Raw genomic sequence first — 15,859 nt, 5'->3', positions numbered from 1 at the left:
GAGTGTGCGCGCCCGTCGCCCGGCGGTCGTGCAAGCCTCGCTTCGTCGGAGGGGGAGTCGTATGAGCAGGTGGTGGAGGAGAAGACGCACGGCCGGGAACGACAACGGCCGGGCGGCACGCACAAGTGCCGATCCGACCAGGGACGCACTGGTCGAGGCCGCCTACTCCCAGGGACTCGGCATACCGGAGGACCTGGCGAGGGAGGCCGCCGAGGCGGGCGACATCCACGCGATGACGGTCTACGGCATCGGCCTGGGCAACCGCGGAGCCCTGGCCGAAGCCGAGGAGTGGCTCCAGCGCGCCCGAGCGGCCGGCGACCCGATGGCCTCCGTGGTCCTGGGCACGATACGTCTGGACCAGGGCGACTACGCGGAGGCCGAGCGCTACTTCCGGCCCGTCGCCGAGACCGGCAACACCATGGCCCGGCAGGCACTGGAGGAGGCACGAGCCCTGCGCGCGGCGGCGGAACGCGCACCGGCCCCGCCGATCCCGATCCCGAACCCGACTCCCGCCCCCGCCTCACCCGCACCCACCCCGTCCTCGACTCCCGCCCCCGCCTCCACCCCCACCCCACCTCCGCCGTCGACGAGTGCCGTACCCCCGGCGCCGACGAGTGCCGTCGAGTGGGCGGGCCGTCAGCTGCTCCTCCACCTCGAAGACGACCACCCCCACGTCCGCTTGGCGATGGCCGTGCTGCACGCCGACGAGGGCGACCTGGAACTCGCCCGGGTGTGCTTCGCCGCGGCCGTGGATTCGGGCGACCCCGAGGTCCTGTACTGGATCGCCCTGATGCACCTGTCCCGGGACGGCTTCGCCGGGGCACGCCCCCACCTCCGGCGGGCCGCCGACGCCGGACACGCGCCGGCCCGGCACACCCTGGCCGCGCTCCTGGCCGAGGCCGGCGAGACCGCGGAGGCGGAGCGCCTCTACCGGCTCGCCGCCGCCGCGGGGCACGTGGACTCGTACGTCAACCTCGGCGTCCTGCTCCGGCAGCGAGGCGACCTCGACGGAGCGGAGACGTACTACCGCAAGGCCATCGAGGCGGGGGACGCCGGCGGCATGAACAACCTCGGGAACCTGCTGCGCCAGCGCGGCGACACGGCCGGAGCCGAGCAGTGGTGGCGCAGGGCGGCCGACGCGGGCGACACCGACGCGACCGTCAGCTGCGGCGCGGTCCTCGCGGAGCGAGGCGACTGGGACGGAGCCGAACTCCTCTGGCGGCGCGCCGCCGAACAGGGACACGCCGCCGCGAAGCTCAACCTGGCGACGGTGCTGATGCGCAAGGGCCGTGGCGACGAGGCCGAACGCTGGCTGCGGACCGTCGACGCGCCGGCCGAGACCGCCGGACCCCCCGCCACGTCCCCGCCGCACCCGCCCTCCCAGCCCGACGGGCCCGACCTCGCCGCCGTGGCCGACTGGCTCGGCGGCCCCGCCCGAGCGGGAGACGCCGACGCCCGCGCCGCCCTGGACCTCCTCGACGGGAGACGACCGAGACCCTCCGACGACTGACGGGCCGGAGCAACCGACGCTGGGGAGCTCGACGGGTGGCGGGCCGGAGCCGCTGACGGCTGAGGAGCTCGACGGGTGGCGGGCCGGAGCCGCCGACGGTCGAGGCTCTTCGACCGCTGACGGCCGGGCCGCCGACGACCGAGGTCCTCCGGCTGCGGACGGCCCAGGGCCGCCGACCGCTGACGCGCCCGGTTCCCCCGTACGGCCCCGGCGGACTCGCCAGGCGGCGGCAGTTCGCGTCCAATGGGCTGGATCGGTCGGGGCAGGGTCGGGAGGCGGGATGTCGTGGGCGACCCGGGTGCGGAGCATCCGGACCGGGGCCGAGAAGCGCTTTCCGGTGCTCGTGGAAGTGACGACCAGGCTGGTGAGCGGGAACCTGCTGGATGCGGCCACCCGGCTGGCCGCGCAGGCGTTCCTGGCCGCCGTGCCCCTGCTGTTCGCGCTGGCGGCGTTCGCTCCGCTCGGCGTCCGCGACCAGCTGGGCGAGTCCCTCCGGGCCATGTTCGGGCTGAGCGGCCCGTCCGACGAGCAGCTCCAGAAGGTCCTGGACGGGTCCACCGCCGAGGCACTGCGCGAGACGACGGGAGCCGTCGGAGCGTTCGTGGCCCTGGTGTCGGCAACGAGCTTCAGCCGCGCCATGGCCCGGGTGTGCGAGCGGGCCTGGCGCCTGCCCAAGGCCGGGACCAGGATCGCCGCGTGGCGGTGGGCCGTGTGGCTGCTCGCACTCCTCATCGTGGTGCTCCTCCAAGCCCCCATCCGCAACGGCTTCGGTGTCGGCACGTGGCTGGGCGTGCCCGTCTACTTCCTGGTGAGCACCGGTGTCTGGCTGTGGACCCAACACCTCCTGCTCGCCAAACGGGTCGCCTGGCTGCCCCTCCTGCCCGGCGCCCTCCTCGCCGGCGCGGCCACGACCGTCCTCGGCATCACCGCCCGCTTCTACATGCCGGGCGCCCTGAACCGGGCCCTGGACGAGTACGGCTCGCTGGGCCTGGTCCTCACCCTGCTCTCCTGGCTCATCGCGGTGTGCGCCGCGGTCACCTTCGCCGTCACCATCGGCGCCGTACTAGCCCAGGAACCCCCGCTGAGCCACTACCTGAGGACGGACCGTCCGACGTCCGATGCCGATATGGAGGCCGAGGCCGACGCCCACGCCGACGCCGATGCCGATGCCGATGCCGACGCGGATGTGGACGCGGGCGCGGGCGCGGACGCGGGGCAGGGCGCGGACGTCCGCCCGAGCGATCCTCGTCCCGAGTCCTGACGCGCTCGGCTGCCCCCGGGGCCGGCGGCGGACCTCCAGGGTCCACGTGCCGGCGGTGCGGACCCCGTCCAGGCCGGGCGGGACCACGTAGACGCCGGTCACCGGACGCCTCGACCCGCCGCTACGGCGACCCGCAGCGGGCCGCCCGACAGGGGGGTTGTCGGCCCCTTGACCACGATCGTCGAGCCGGCAGCCTGACACCGGCGGTCATCGGGAGGGGACGGAATCGGCCGACTCGGCAGCGCTCGCCCACGACGCCTCGGGGTCCCGGCTCGTGACGACCCGCACCGCGAGGACCGTGCCGCCCCGGCGACGCGCACGGCCCCGGCAGTTTCGGGCGGTGATCATTGCCCGCTCCGCACACTGAGCGGGCCTGATCGGGGTGGTTACGCTCCGCGCGCCCTGAGTAGAGAGCGAGCCGAGGATGCCCGTGCCCGAGCCCCCGAGCGAGCCGCGGATGCCCGTACCGCTGCCCGAGACCGAGCCGGAGATGCCCGTGCTGCCGCCCCCGAGCGAACCGACACCGCCGCCACGGCCGGGCGCCTCGCCGTACGGCGCCCGCGGGGAAGGCGCCTGGCACCCGCATCCGCACGTGCCGACGTCCGACGGACTGGCGGTCGCCGCCTTCGCGCTGGCGCTCACCGTGTGCCTCGCGCCGCTCGGCCTGGTGCTCGGGATCGTCGCGCTCGTGAGGATGTCGGCGAATGCCCGGCGGGGCCGGCCGCGTCGGGGCGGAGGCCTCGCCGTCGCAGCCGTCGCCGTCTCCGCGTGCGTGGTCGTGGCGGCCGTCCCGCTGGCGGCCTTCGGAGAGTTTCGGGTGTGGACCGCCTCGTCCCCGGACCGGGACGCGGACGGCAGGGTCGGCGAGCAGAGCACGGCGACCGTGTTCGATCTGAGGGAGGGCGACTGCTTCACACCGGGCGCGGGACTTCCCGACGGAGCCGGCGACCGGCTCCCCGATCCCACTGTGGAGATCGTCCCCTGCGACCGGCCGCACCAGGGCGAGGTGTTCGGGACTACCCGGCTCGACGGCCCGACGGCCTTCCCCGGCATGGACGCCGTCGCCGCCCGGGCGCGCACCGGCTGCGTACCGCCGCTCCTCGACTACATCCCCGACCCGGACGGCGGGCCCGGCACGAAGACGTTCTTCTACCACCCGGACGAGCAGGGGTGGCGGGCCGGCCGACGGGCGGTGGTGTGCTGGCTGTCGCGTCCGGACGGCCCGATGACCTCGTCCGCACGGCAGGACGTCGGCGCGTGGGAGCCGGGGCAGAGGGCCTATCTGGCATCGATACGGCCGTTCACCACCGTGCTGCTGAGCCGTCCGGCGAAGAGCCCCGTCGATGACCTGCCCGGTGCGCGCGCATGGGCCCGTTCGATGCCCGAGGCGCTCGACGAGACGGTCCGCCTGCTGGAGGCGGCGGACCTTCCCGACGCCGCCCGTGGCTCCGCCGCCGACCTGGCGGCGAAGCTCCGTGCCTCCCGCCCCGACTGGGTGGCGGCGGGAGGGGCGCCGGACGTCGACGCGTTCGGGCGGGCGCTGGAGAGGGTTGACGCGCACCCGATCGGTGGAGTCGTGGCACGCCTGCGTGCCGCGGTGGGGCTGCCGCCCGCGGGAGGGGGCAGAGGCGTGTAGCGGGGGTGGCGCCCGACGTGCCGACGCCGACGCCGACGCCGACGCCGACGCCGACGCCGACGCTTCAGCGGGTGCGGGTCACCACGTGACCGTACGGCCGCCGAAGGCCGTGACGAGGCGTCCGTCCGTGGCGTAGGACCAGGTGAGGGCGCCGGAGTACGAGGAGCAGCGGGAGCCGTTCGTGCCGGACCAGAACTGGTTCGAGGCGTCGACGTCGCCGAGGGTGCGGTCGTTGGTGCCGGTGGAGGCGGAGCGGCAGGAGGTGTTGCCGCGGAACACCGAGGTGCCGGCGTCGAAGGAGAAGTTGCGCTGGGCGTTGTCGACGCTGATGTTGTTCGAGACGGTCATCCGGCCCGGGTTGCTGTTGTACGTGAACCCGTGCTTGCCGTTGTGGAAGGCGATGGTGCGCCGGACGACGTGGTCGACCGCGATGTCCTCGCCGCCGAGCTTGAAGCCGTTGCGGTCGCCGGCTCCGGCCTGGGAACCGTCGCTGAGGGTGCCGTTGTCGTAGGCGAGGGAGTCCTCGATGGTCACGGCGCCGATGGGGCCGGTGTCGGGCTTGGTGTAGAGGTCCCAGCCGTCGTCGATGTTGTGGTGGGACACGGCGTACCGGAAGACGTTGCCGCTGCCGACGGTGAGCTTCGCGGCGAACCCGTCGGCGTCCTCGCCGTCGGAGTCGGCGTTGTCGTGCGACTCCGCGCTCAGTACGAGGTTGTCGGACGGCCACTGCTCGCGCGGCGTGCCGGAGGCGATGCGGCCGAGCTGGAGGCCGGTGTCCCGGTTGAAGCGGGTGACCGTGCGCTCGATGACGTTGTGGCTCCCGCCGACGTAGATGCCGTTGTCGCCGGCCCGCTGGACGACGACGCCGGTCACGTGCCAGTACGAACCGTTCAGCGCGAGGCCGCGGTTGGCAGGGTCCTCGGTCATGGCGGAGAAGTCGAGCACCGGGGTCTCGCCGGGGTACGCGGACAGCTTCTTCAGCGCGCCCGAGGTGCCGTTGTTGCCGGCCGGGACGGTGATCGTCGCGGAGTGGCGGTAGGTGCCGCCGCGGAGGTAGATCGTCCCGCCGGCGCCGACGCGGCCGATCGCCGACGTGAGCGTCGTCGGGTCGGACTGTGTTCCGGCCGCGCCGTCCGTTCCGCCGGGCGCGACGTACAGCGCGCCGCCCGTGGGCGGCGGCGCGTCGGCCGTCGTCACGTTCAGGGAGTCGACGTTCGGCAGACCGGCGGCGGTGGTGGGGGACAGCCGGACGGTGTTGGCGCCCGCGTTCAGCGGCACGGTCAAGGTCTTCGTGACCCACGTCGACCAGGCGCCCGTGGCCTCGAACGACGGCGTCTGCACGGTGGCCCCGTTGACGACGAGCCCGGCCGGCCGCGCCGCGGTCGTCCCGTTGGCGAACCGTACGGCCAGCGTCGCCGTACCGGCTGCGGAGGCGTTCACCGTGAACTGCGCGTGCGCGCCGACGGCGTTGGTGCCGTTGCAGAACCCGCTGCCCGAATACCCGGACCAGTCGGAGTCGATGGTGCCCGTGCACACGGCGGGGGAGGCCTCGGCCTCGTACAGCGTCGACGCGGCGTGCGCCGTGTTCACTGACAGGCCGACGAGCGTGCCTGCCAGCAGGCCGACGCAGGCGGTGACGGATCGCAGATGCATCTGGAGGCTCCAGGAGGGGATGGACGGCGTTCCGGGACTGGACGAGAAAGCGCTTTCTCCGGAAGCTAGAGGTGCCGCCGTGGACGCGTCAACGGTCATGCACGTGGATGTTGTTCATATGAGTGAACATTTGCGGTCGGGTGACCTGGGTCCCGCCCGGCCCCGTGGTGACCTCCGGGTGAAGCTCGTGAAGACCGGATCCGTAAATGTGGAGGACTCCGGGGTGCCCGGTGAGATTTCGGTCGGCGAATTCCTCGCCGACGCTGCGAAGTAAACGCCGCCACTCCTCTCAACTTGCCAGTAACTGGCTTCTGGCCTGGGGAAATAACCTCCCGGGGGAAGCGGAAGTCGCCATTCTTCGAATTCGGGAAGGCGGGGTATGGTCGGCCCCGCTCACCCGGTCGGTATGCGTCGAACGACGTGGGCCCCACGGAAATCCGGGCACATTCGGACCCCGTGTGCGAACCCGACCGAAGTCGTCCGAGGCGAGGCAGACCGATGGAAGCTCCGACCACCCCGTCGGCCGCCGGCCACGGCTCCGGTGCCGCCGCCGACGGCCGGCCCGGAGGCTGGTTCGGACCCGGTCCGAACGGACCGGGCGTCCCTCGCCAGGCAACGCGGGCGGACTCGGCGGGGGCGCGGATGGATGCGGCGGGGCAGTGGACGGAGTCGGCTGGGACGCGGCCGGGCTCGGCTGGGACGCGGCAGGGCTCAGCTGGGACGGGCTTGGACGGCGCTGGATCCCGCCTGGACGCCGCTGGGGCGCATTCGGGCTCCGGTGGGTCCCGCCCGGACGGCGCTGGGGTGCATCCGGGCTCCGGTGTGCCCGGCCCGAACCCCGCAGGGGCACGCTCGGGCTCCGGTGTGCCCGGCCCGAACTCGGCTGGAGCACACCCGAACTCCGGTGGGACGCACTCGAACTCCGGTGGGACACCCCCGATCTCCGGAGGGACGCGCCCGAAGCCCGCTGGGCCCGGCCCGAACCCCGTCACGAGGGCCTCGGATCCCGTGCGCCCGTACGTCGCCGGGACGGCCCCTGCGGTCCCGGCCCCCTTCCCGGCTCCGCCCCCCTCCGCGGTCCCGGCCCCTTTCGCGGCTCCGGCCTCCTCCGCGGTCCCGGCCTCCTCCGCGGTCCCGGCCCCCTCCACGGCCCCGGCCCCCTCCACGGCCCCGGCCCCTTCCGCGGCCTCGACGGCCGCCGGCCCCTCGACGGCCTCAGCGGCCGCGCGGGCGGCCGAGCAGCGCCGGGCCCCGGCGGCGTCGGAGACGCCGTCCGCCGTGGAGCTGCTGCGTCGGACGATGGCCGAGATCGAGCCGATCGCCGACCGGGTCACGTCGTACTTCTACGCGCTGCTGTTCCTCCGGCACCCCGGCCTGAGGGAGCTCTTCCCCGCGGCGATGGACGTGCAGCGCGACCGGCTGTTCAAGGCGCTGCTGACGGCGGCCACCCACGCCGACGACACCGCCACCCTGACCGCGTACCTGACCCATCTGGGGCGTGGGCACCGGAAGTACGGCACTCTCCCCGAGCACTATCCGGCGGTCGGGGAGGCGTTGCTCGGCGCGCTCGCCCGGCACGCGCCGGGGAGTTGGGGGCCGAGGACCGAGGCCGCCTGGGTGGAGGCGTACACGGCGATCTCACAGATCATGATCGACGCGGCGGCCGCGGACGGGCTCCGCGCGCCCGCCTGGTGGCAGGCTGAGGTGGTCGCGCACGACATGCGCACGCGGGACGTCGCCGTCGTCACGGTCCGGCCCGACGGCCCGTATCCCTTCCGGGCCGGGCAGTACACGGCCCTGGAGACCCCGTGGTGGCCGCGGGTCTGGCGGCACTACTCCTTCGCCTCCGCACCCCGCTCCGACGGACTGCTGTCGTTCCACGTCAAGGCCGTGCCCGCCGGCTGGGTCTCCACCGCGCTCGTCCACCGCGCCCGCCCCGGAGACGTCATCAGGCTCGGACCGCCCGCCGGTTCCATGACCGTGGACCACACCACCGGCAACGGGTTGCTGTGCCTCGGCGGAGGCACCGGCATCGCACCCATCAAGGCCCTGGTGGAGGACGTGGCCCAGCACGGCCGGCGGCGGCCCGTCGACGTCTTCTACGGCGCGCGCGGGAACCACGGCCTGTACGACATCGACACGCTGCTCCGGCTGCAGCGGTCCCACCCCTGGCTCTCGGTGCGTCCCGTCGTCGACGACGAGTCCGGCGGCCCGCTGTCCGGCGGACTCCCTGAAGCCGTGCGCCAGTACGGCCCGTGGCACACCTACGACGCGTACCTGTCGGGACCGGCGGGGATGATCCGCCGCGGCGTCGACACCCTGGTGGGCATCGGCATCCCCGCCCACCGCATTCGGCACGACTCCATCGAGGAACTGGTCGGGGCAACGAGTTGAGCACCTTCCCACCGGCCGCGCGGCGGCCGACGGACCCACCGCGCGCCACCCGGCCGGGCAGCGACGGCGAACACCAAGTCCAGCGACGCATGGGCACCACCGAACGCGCGGACCGCTTCTACGACGAACAGGTCCTCGACCGGCTGAACCCCCGGATGCGCGCGTTCGTCGCACAGCAGGAGATGTTCTTCCTGGCCACCGCCGACCGCCACGGCGCCTGCGACAACACCTTCCGGGCCGGCCCGCCCGGCTTCCTCCACGTCCTGGACGACGTGACGCTCGCCTACCCCGAGTACCGGGGCAACGGCGTCCACGCCAGCCTGGGCAACATCGAGGAGAACCCGCACGTCGGCATCCTCATGGTCGACTTCCTCCGGGACCGCATCGGACTCCACGTCAACGGCCGCGCCAGGAGCGTCGCCGACGACGCCATGCGCCGCGCCCACTCCCGCCTCCCCGTCGACCCCGTGCCCGGCCGACGCGCCCAGGTCTGGGTGGTCGTCAGCGTCGAAGAGGCCTACATCCACTGCGCCAAGCACATCCCCCACCTCCAGAAGGCCCCCGCCCGCACCACCGGCCGCCCCTGGGGAACCGACGACGCCAAGCGCAAGGGCGGCGACTTCTTCGGCGCCGCCGCCGAAGCACCCACCCGCACCGCCCTCCCACCCCCGCCCCGCGCCGACGCCACCACGTGGCGCGCCGAAGCGGAGAAGGCACTCGCCAGAGCCCTACGTCACGACCGCGCCCTCACCGGCGCGGCCACCGCGACCGAGACGGCGACCGCCCCGGAGGCGTTCAGCGGCTGGTTCCACCGGGACGCACCGGCCTGAACGCGCCCTTCGCCCGCCGCCGACACGGTCCTTGACCACGCCGCCGCCGACGGCCTCGGCAGCAAGCGGGGGGGGGAAACACGTTGAGGCCGAACCTCGGCGACGGCACCGAGACCGAACCCCGAGACCGAACCCCGAGACCGAACCCCGAACCCGAACCGAACTCGCCGTCGTGGCTGTACAGACGCACAGACTGGGATACGCCGACCCCGACGACGTCCCTCGCCCTCGTCTCCCGGTACGTCGGCAACCCCCTCGCGTCCTCGCCGCTCGTGAAGACGGACGAAGGCACCGGGGCGAGGCCGGGGCGGGCGGGTGGCCGAGCTGCGAAGGCGTTCGGCGCCCGGCTCTCGGTGTCGCTGTGCTCGACCGGGCCAGGTCGACGACCTGCAGGCCGAACTGCGGCAAGCCGACGCCGAGGTGCACCACGTCGCCATCGACCTGATCGCCACCTGATCATCGCGAGTTCGCCCTGCTCCGGCTCGCCGGAGCCGCCCGGCACCAGGTGAGGACGATGCTCTGGATCGAGGCCGCCGTGACAGTCCTCGTTGCACCGGCACGGCACGGCACGGCACGGCACAGGCGGCACCGCCATAGCCTTCGCGGTGCTCACGGCCTTCGGCATAGGCATGACGGCTCGGCCTCCCCGACCGCCGACCCGTGGACGTACCTCGGCGTCCTGGGTTTCGCCACGGCCCTCGCGGCCCTGGCGACGCTGATTCCCGGCCGCCTCGCCCTCGCGGGCCGCCCGGCGGACGTCATCGGCGCCCGCTATTAGGGCGGGTGCGGGGCCTGGCCGCGACCCCCGGTAGGCCCCGGCCTCCCACGGCCGTGCTCCGTCGTAGGCTGAAGTCCGTACGTGAAGGACAGGAGGCTGCGGTGGCCGAGACGGCGTTGGCCGAGGTGATGGCCGAGCTGGCGGACCTCGAAGACCCGAAGGCGCGCGCCGTGAACGAGCGGCACGGCGACGATCACGGCGTGAACCTCGGCAAACTGCGGGCGCTGGCGAAGCGGTTGAAGACGCAGCAGGAGCTCGCCTGCCGCTTGTGGGACACGGACGACACGGCGGCTCGACTCCTTGCCCTGCTCGTCTGCCGCCCGAAGGCCTTCGACCGTGACCGGCTGGACGCCATGCTGCGCGAGGCCCGCACCCCCAAGGTCCACGACTGGCTCGTGAACTACGTGGTGAAGAAGAACCCGCACGCCGAGGAACTCCGCGTCGCCTGGACCGCCGACCCCGACCCGGTCGTCGCGAGCGCCGGCTGGGCGCTCACCACCGAGCGCGTGGCCAAGAAACCCGACGGTCTCGACCTCGCGGACCTGCTCGACGTCATCGAAGCCGACATGAAGGACGCGCCCGACCGCCTGCAGTGGGCGATGAACCACTGCCTGGCGCAGATCGGCATCGACCACGCCGAGTACCGCTCCCGCGCCATCGCCATCGGCGAGCGCCTAGAGGTCCTCAAGGACTACCCGACCTCGCCCGGCTGCACCTCGCCCTTCGCGCCCGTCTGGATCACCGAGATGGTCCGCCGACAGCACGACGCGTAGCCCCCTTGACGAGTCGGCCCCCCCGAGTCGGCCCCCGATTCGGCCCCTGAGTCGGCCTGCGAGTCGACCTCCAGGTGGACGACCGAGGCCGACGACCGAGGCCGACGACCGAGGCCGACGACCGAGGCCGACGACAGGGACCGGCTCCGCGGTTGCTGCCCCAGGTCACCGTGCCCCAGGTCCCCCAGTCACCGCCCCAGGTACCGGCGGCCGGTGAATATTCCGTGCCGTACCGGCCCGTGGGCGTGCACACTCGCCCCATGGCACACATGACGGCGTTCCAGGACGAGATCAGCGGCTGGGCGGCCGGTGGCTCCGGCGACATCGCGAGGGACCTGGCCGCGCGGCTGGACCTGCGCACGGCGGTGCTCCTGGAGGGTCCGAGCGACCTGGCGGCCGTGGAGACGCTGGCGGCGCGGCGGGGACGCGATCTCGCTGCCGAGGGTGTGTGCGTCGTGTCGATGGGCGGTGCCATGAACGTCGCGCGCTACGCGGGCCTCCTCGGCCCGCCCGGCCTCGGCCTCCGCCTCACCGGACTCTGCGACGCCCGCGAGCAGCCGTACTACGATCGCGGCCTCCGGAGGGCCGGCGCGCCCCACGACGACATCTTCGTGTGCGTGGCGGACCTGGAGGACGAGCTCATCCGCACCCTCGGTCCGGACGCCGTCGAGGAGATCATCCGGCTGGAGGGCGACCTCCGCCCCTGGCAGACCTTCCTGCACCAGCCAGCCCAGCACGGTCGTCCCCGTCACCAGCAGCTCCGCCGCTTCCTCGGTACGAAGAAGGGCCGCAAGATCCGCTACGGCACCCTCCTCGTGGAGGCCCTCGACCCGGCGCGGGCGCCGGCACCGCTCGACGACCTCCTGAACAGCCTCTGACGGCAGGCCACGCGGAGAGGCGCCGGGGCATGCCAAGGCCCCTCTCGGCGTGCTTGTCCCGTGCCATCGAACCTTGAGGGCGTGTCAACGGAGTTCGAGCGATAGTTCCCCCGGGTGGAGGTCCGCCCGCAGCCCTTCGCATGCGGGGCGGGACGTGGCCCATCAGCATGGCTGTATGAGAGAGCGCCGGACCTTGTGCCACGGAATCGCGGCGACTGTGCTTCTCGCTGCCCTGGCAGCCTGTTCGGCCGCCGCTGACAGCGGTGGCGGTCCGAGCTCGGCGCCCCCGACCCGCGACGACGCTTCCACGGGCGTGCCTCCAGGAGCCGAGGTGCTCGGCACAGTGCGTCCCGGTGAGCCTTTCGACGTCACGGTCATCGCCTCGGACACGGCCGACGACCCGCACAGGTGGCGGTTCACCGTGCGCAACGTGGTCTGTGGCATGCCCCTCGACCCCGCAGTCGTGGCCTACGCGGCCGACTCTGTCGGCGCACCTACCGCCAGCCCGACGCCCGAGGTCGGCAAGCAGTTCTGTGTGTTGACCATGGACGCGGTCAACGTGGGCAAGAGCAGGGCGAACTGGAACGCCGACAGCAGGGTGAGCCTGAACGTCGCGGATACGCGCTACACCATGTCGCAGAAGGACTCCGACTACGCCTCGGACTACGCCCAGTACTGGAACAGCAGGGGCCAGACGGCACCGACCTTCGGCCTCAACCCGGGCAGCAAGGGGCCGGTGCACGGGATCTTCCAGATTCCGACGGGAGAGAAGCCCACAAGCGTCTGGGTCACGTCCGGCACGGCCATCACGACGATCGACGGCGTCCAACCGGGCTATCTCGTGCCGCTTGCCTGAACCGAGACGCCACGGGGCGGGGCAGGCGCGCTGTTCGAGGAGCTGGTCGGCCGGGTGCCGTGGCGGGCCGAGGAGCGGCCGATGTACGACAGTGTGGTGGCCGTGCCCCGGCTCCTGGCCCATTACGGCGAGGGCGCCGCGCTGCCGCATCCGGCGCTCGTCGAGGCGCGGGAGACACTGGACGCCCACTACGACCGCGAGCAGCGGGCCCGGCGCCTCAGCAGGTGGTGCCGGTGGGGACCGTGCGGCGGTCGATGAGGTAGGCGTCGACGTGTTCGGTGACGCAGGAGTTGCTGCGGCCGTATGCGGTGTGGCCGAAGCCCTTGTAGGTCAGGAGGCGGCCGCCGGGGAACTGGGAGGCGAGGCCGGCCGCCTCCTCGTAGGGGGTGGCCGGGTCGCCGGTGGTGCCGACGACGAGGACGGGAGGGACGCCGTCGGCGTTGACGCGGTGCGGCTGCCGGGGGGTGGTGGGCCAGTCCTTGCAGGTGAGGGCGGAGGTCACGCTCGACGTGCCGTAGCGGCCCGCGGCCTTGTCGGCGGCGGGGAGGGCCTTCCAGTAGGCCTGGGCGTCGTGGGGGTGGGGGACGTCGAAGCAGTTGACGGCCTGCAGGGCCGCCTCGCTGTTGTCGGACGGGGCGTCGGCGCCGGGCGCGCCGGTGTCACCCGAGGCGTCCGGGTCGGGGGTGGTCCCGGGGGTCCCGTCGCTCTCGGAGTCGTCGCTCTCGGAGTCGTCGGTCTCCGGGGCGGGCTCCTCGGACGTCGCCAAGCGGGCGAGCTTCGTGCCGTCGCCGCGCTCCGCGTCGGCCAGGGCTTCCGACAGGTCCTTCCACTGGGCCTCAGGGGTGTACATGGACGTGGTGAGCGCGCCGAGCAGCGTGTTCGCGTCGGCGCCGTACTCGTCGCCGTCGACGGGCAGCGGCTCGCGCGCGGTCTTCTCGAACAGTCCCTCGATGAGGGCGCGTATCTCCTCGGGGGTGCCGGCGGGGCAGCTGTCTCCGGCGACCTCGGCGCACGAGGAGATGTAGTCCTCGACCGCCCGCCGGAACCCGACGCCCTGGCTCACGGCACGCCGGGACCAGTCCAGTGAGGGGTCGACGGCACCGTCGAGGACCATGGCGCGGACCCGGCGCGGGAACTGCTCGGCATACGCGGTCCCCAGACTCGTCCCGTACGACCAGCCGAGATAGGTGACCCGGGACTCCCCGAGGGCCGCCCGCAGCACGTCCATGTCCCGGGCGACGTCCTCCGTGCCGACGTGGCGCAGGATCCCGCTGCCGGCCTTCGCACAGGCGTCGGCCTCCTGCTTCGCGGACGCGAGCACCTCGGCGCGCTCCGACTCGGTCCTGGGGAAGAAGGGATCTGCCGCGGGGGTCGCGGGGGCCGTCTCCTCCGCGGCCGGTGCGGTCGCGCCCTCCGCGCCCTCCGCGCCCTCCGCGCTCTCCGAGGGCTTCGCGGGCTCCGTGTCTCCGCCGCAGGTCAGGGCGGGGGAGCTGCCGCCGACGCCCCGGGGGTCGAAGGACACGATGTCGAAGCGGGCGCGGACCTTCGGGCTGAAGGACTCGGCCATCCCCTCCTGCAGGAGGGACGTCACGCCGGAGCCGCCGGGGCCGCCGGGGTTGGCGATGACCGATCCGATCCGCCCGCCGGACCCGGTCGTGACGGCGCGGGCCACCGGCAGGACGAAGGTCTTGCCGTTCGCCGGGTGCGCGTAGTCCATCGGGACGGTGAGCTCGGCGCACTGGTGGTCCCCGCACGCGGTCCACTTCAGCTTCTGTCCGTAGAAGGCGCGCAGCTCGGGCCGGGTGGCGGGGTCGGTCCGGCCGGACTTCGGCCGGTCCGGGGCGGGGGCCGTGGTGCAGGCGGCGAGGGTGGCGCCGACGACGGCGGCGAGCGTGACGGCGAGGGCGGGACGGCGGACGGCGCGGATCAACGTGGTGCTCCCATGTTCGGTTCAGGGGGAGCTTGCCGGGCCGATGCTGAGGATTTGATGAGGAAGGGACGCGTCAGGGAGCCGTGGGCAGCCGCAGGACGAAGCGGGCGCCGCCCAGGTCGCCGCGGTCGGCGGTGAGCGTGCCGCCGTGGGCGTGGGCCACCCAGGAGGCGATGGAGAGCCCGAGGCCGGTCGATCCCGCCCCGCTGCGGAACCGTTCGAAGAGGGCGCCCGCGATCTCCGGCGGGAGGCCCGGTCCCGCGTCCTCGACCGTCACCGACCCGTCCCGGCCCACGCCGATCCGGACGTCGGCGGGCTCCCCGGGGAGGTGTCCGTGGGCGAGGGCGTTGCCGAGGAGGTTGGCCACGGCCCTGCGGACGAGATCGGGGTCGGCGTTCACGACGGTCTCCTCGGCCGTGACCGACACCCGGTGACCCTCGACGGGGGCCTCCGCGACCACCGCCTCCACGAGCTGGTCGAGCCGCAGCGGCTCGCGCGCGAGCGAGGCCGTGCCGGACATGAGCCGGGCCCGGGTCAGCAGCCCGTCGACCAGGCCGCCCATGCCCTCGGCGAGCCGCAGCGTGCGCTTCAGCACGTCGGTGGTGTCCGTCTCGCCGCGCAGTGCGGTCTCGGCGAGCGTCCGCAGGGACGCGGCCGGTGTACGGAGGTCGTGCGCCGCGTCGGCGAGGAACGCCTCCTGCTGGCCGAGCACCGTCAGGGCCGGCCGGACGGCCCGCCCGGACAGCAGGTGCCCGACGGCCGCGGAGAGCGCCACGAGGAGCGCGCAGCCGGCCGTCACCAGCCACAGCAGCCGACGGTGATCGGCCGCCTGGTCCGATGTCGCCGTCATGGTCACGATGACGCCCTGCGGCGGATCACCCTCGCCGGCGTCCGGTGCGAAGAACGGCATGGCGAACACCCGGACGGGCTCGCCGTCCGTCGCCCGCCGGTCGAAGGCCACACCGTCCTCGCCGCGCACGGCGGCCGCCGCCACCTCCCGTACGTCCGCGTCCGCCACGGACAGGCAGGGTCGGGCCGGGGCGTGCTCGACGACCAGCCGGGGGCTCTCGGCCCGGTCCTTCGCGGGCGCCACCGTCAGCACCGACAGGGGCGGGCAGCCGGTCCCCATCGTCTCGACGAGCGTGCCCGTGTCCAGCCGGCCGTCCTCCGCGGTCTCGAGGAGGCCGACCGCCCAGCTGGTGTCCACGTTCATCGTCCGGTCCAGCTGCTCGCGCCAGCGCGCGTCGTCGCTGCGCACGGCGAAGGCGGCCATCGCCACCAGCCCCACGGCGCTGGTCAGCGCGAACAGCGCGGTCGTCCGCCGCCGCAGCCGCCGCACCCGCTCCGTCGGAGTAAGCAT

At 73.7% G+C, this 15,859-nt stretch carries 12 protein-coding genes; 9 read left to right on the top strand and 3 right to left on the bottom strand.

Annotation, left to right across the window (positions count from 1 at the left end; all coding sequences use genetic code 11):
- Positions 1-61 precede the first annotated feature (61 nt).
- The 3 genes from ACFCY7_RS08945 (at position 62) to ACFCY7_RS08935 (ending at position 4,407) form a co-directional block, all read left to right on the top strand.
- The gene (locus ACFCY7_RS08945; RefSeq protein ID WP_376482702.1) at positions 62-1,510 is read left to right on the top strand and encodes a tetratricopeptide repeat protein; all 1,449 of its coding nucleotides are present in this window, start codon (positions 62-64) and stop codon (positions 1,508-1,510) included.
- A gap of 280 nt (positions 1,511-1,790) precedes the next feature.
- A complete protein-coding gene (locus ACFCY7_RS08940; RefSeq protein ID WP_376482700.1) occupies positions 1,791-2,771 on the top strand; it encodes a YhjD/YihY/BrkB family envelope integrity protein in 981 nt (326 codons plus the stop codon).
- Between the two features lie 430 nt (positions 2,772-3,201).
- Complete coding sequence (locus ACFCY7_RS08935; RefSeq protein WP_376482699.1) at positions 3,202-4,407, top strand: septum formation family protein; 1,206 nt, start codon at positions 3,202-3,204, stop codon at positions 4,405-4,407.
- 78 nt (positions 4,408-4,485) lie between these two features.
- On the opposite strand, the gene ACFCY7_RS08930 is transcribed toward ACFCY7_RS08935, so the two are convergent.
- Positions 4,486-6,060, bottom strand: coding sequence for a carbohydrate-binding protein (locus tag ACFCY7_RS08930; protein WP_376482697.1), 1,575 nt, complete (start codon positions 6,058-6,060; stop codon positions 4,486-4,488).
- Positions 6,061-6,882: 822 nt separating this feature from the next.
- Between ACFCY7_RS08930 and ACFCY7_RS08925 the strand changes: the two genes are divergently transcribed.
- From ACFCY7_RS08925 to ACFCY7_RS08900, 6 genes are all read left to right on the top strand, one after another.
- A complete protein-coding gene (locus tag ACFCY7_RS08925) occupies positions 6,883-8,454 on the top strand; it encodes a globin domain-containing protein (protein ID WP_376482696.1) in 1,572 nt (523 codons plus the stop codon).
- Positions 8,455-8,543: 89 nt separating this feature from the next.
- Entirely contained in the window at positions 8,544-9,284 is a 741-nt protein-coding gene (locus ACFCY7_RS08920) for a pyridoxamine 5'-phosphate oxidase family protein (protein WP_376482694.1), read from the top strand.
- Between the two features lie 906 nt (positions 9,285-10,190).
- Complete coding sequence (locus tag ACFCY7_RS08915) at positions 10,191-10,835, top strand: DNA alkylation repair protein (RefSeq protein ID WP_376482769.1); 645 nt, start codon at positions 10,191-10,193, stop codon at positions 10,833-10,835.
- 260 nt (positions 10,836-11,095) lie between these two features.
- Complete coding sequence (locus ACFCY7_RS08910) at positions 11,096-11,713, top strand: TOPRIM nucleotidyl transferase/hydrolase domain-containing protein (RefSeq protein ID WP_376482693.1); 618 nt, start codon at positions 11,096-11,098, stop codon at positions 11,711-11,713.
- 331 nt (positions 11,714-12,044) lie between these two features.
- Positions 12,045-12,569 (top strand): hypothetical protein, encoded by a 525-nt coding sequence (locus ACFCY7_RS08905; RefSeq protein ID WP_376482691.1) that lies wholly within the window; start codon positions 12,045-12,047, stop codon positions 12,567-12,569.
- Between the two features lie 81 nt (positions 12,570-12,650).
- Positions 12,651-12,827, top strand: coding sequence for a hypothetical protein (locus ACFCY7_RS08900; protein WP_376482689.1), 177 nt, complete (start codon positions 12,651-12,653; stop codon positions 12,825-12,827).
- Here ACFCY7_RS08900 and ACFCY7_RS08895 read toward each other — a convergent pair.
- Positions 12,787-14,499, bottom strand: a complete 1,713-nt coding sequence (locus ACFCY7_RS08895; protein ID WP_376482687.1) for an alpha/beta hydrolase — start codon at positions 14,497-14,499, stop codon at positions 12,787-12,789. The genes ACFCY7_RS08900 and ACFCY7_RS08895 overlap by 41 nt on opposite strands.
- A gap of 73 nt (positions 14,500-14,572) precedes the next feature.
- Positions 14,573-15,859 carry a sensor histidine kinase gene (locus tag ACFCY7_RS08890; protein ID WP_376482685.1) on the bottom strand — a complete coding sequence of 429 codons (1,287 nt, stop codon included), beginning with the start codon at positions 15,857-15,859 and terminating at the stop codon, positions 14,573-14,575.

Source organism: Streptomyces sp. NPDC056361, from assembly GCF_042262805.1.
Taxonomy (GTDB): domain Bacteria; phylum Actinomycetota; class Actinomycetes; order Streptomycetales; family Streptomycetaceae; genus Streptomyces.
Note: the sequence above shows the minus strand (reverse complement) of the source record. Positions and strands in the feature narration are given on the sequence as shown.

Excerpts from the sequence above, each read along its gene's own strand:
- ACFCY7_RS08945 (WP_376482702.1), top strand. The coding sequence starts at position 62 with ATGAGCAGGTGGTGGAGGAGAAGACGCACGGCCGGGAACGACAACGGC.
- ACFCY7_RS08940 (WP_376482700.1), top strand. The coding sequence starts at position 1,791 with ATGTCGTGGGCGACCCGGGTGCGGAGCATCCGGACCGGGGCCGAGAAG.
- ACFCY7_RS08930 (WP_376482697.1), bottom strand. The coding sequence starts at position 6,060 with ATGCATCTGCGATCCGTCACCGCCTGCGTCGGCCTGCTGGCAGGCACG.
- ACFCY7_RS08920 (WP_376482694.1), top strand. The coding sequence starts at position 8,544 with ATGGGCACCACCGAACGCGCGGACCGCTTCTACGACGAACAGGTCCTC.
- ACFCY7_RS08915 (WP_376482769.1), top strand. The coding sequence starts at position 10,191 with ATGGCCGAGCTGGCGGACCTCGAAGACCCGAAGGCGCGCGCCGTGAAC.
- ACFCY7_RS08910 (WP_376482693.1), top strand. The coding sequence starts at position 11,096 with ATGGCACACATGACGGCGTTCCAGGACGAGATCAGCGGCTGGGCGGCC.
- ACFCY7_RS08900 (WP_376482689.1), top strand. The coding sequence starts at position 12,651 with ATGTACGACAGTGTGGTGGCCGTGCCCCGGCTCCTGGCCCATTACGGC.
- ACFCY7_RS08890 (WP_376482685.1), bottom strand. The coding sequence starts at position 15,859 with ATGCTTACTCCGACGGAGCGGGTGCGGCGGCTGCGGCGGCGGACGACC.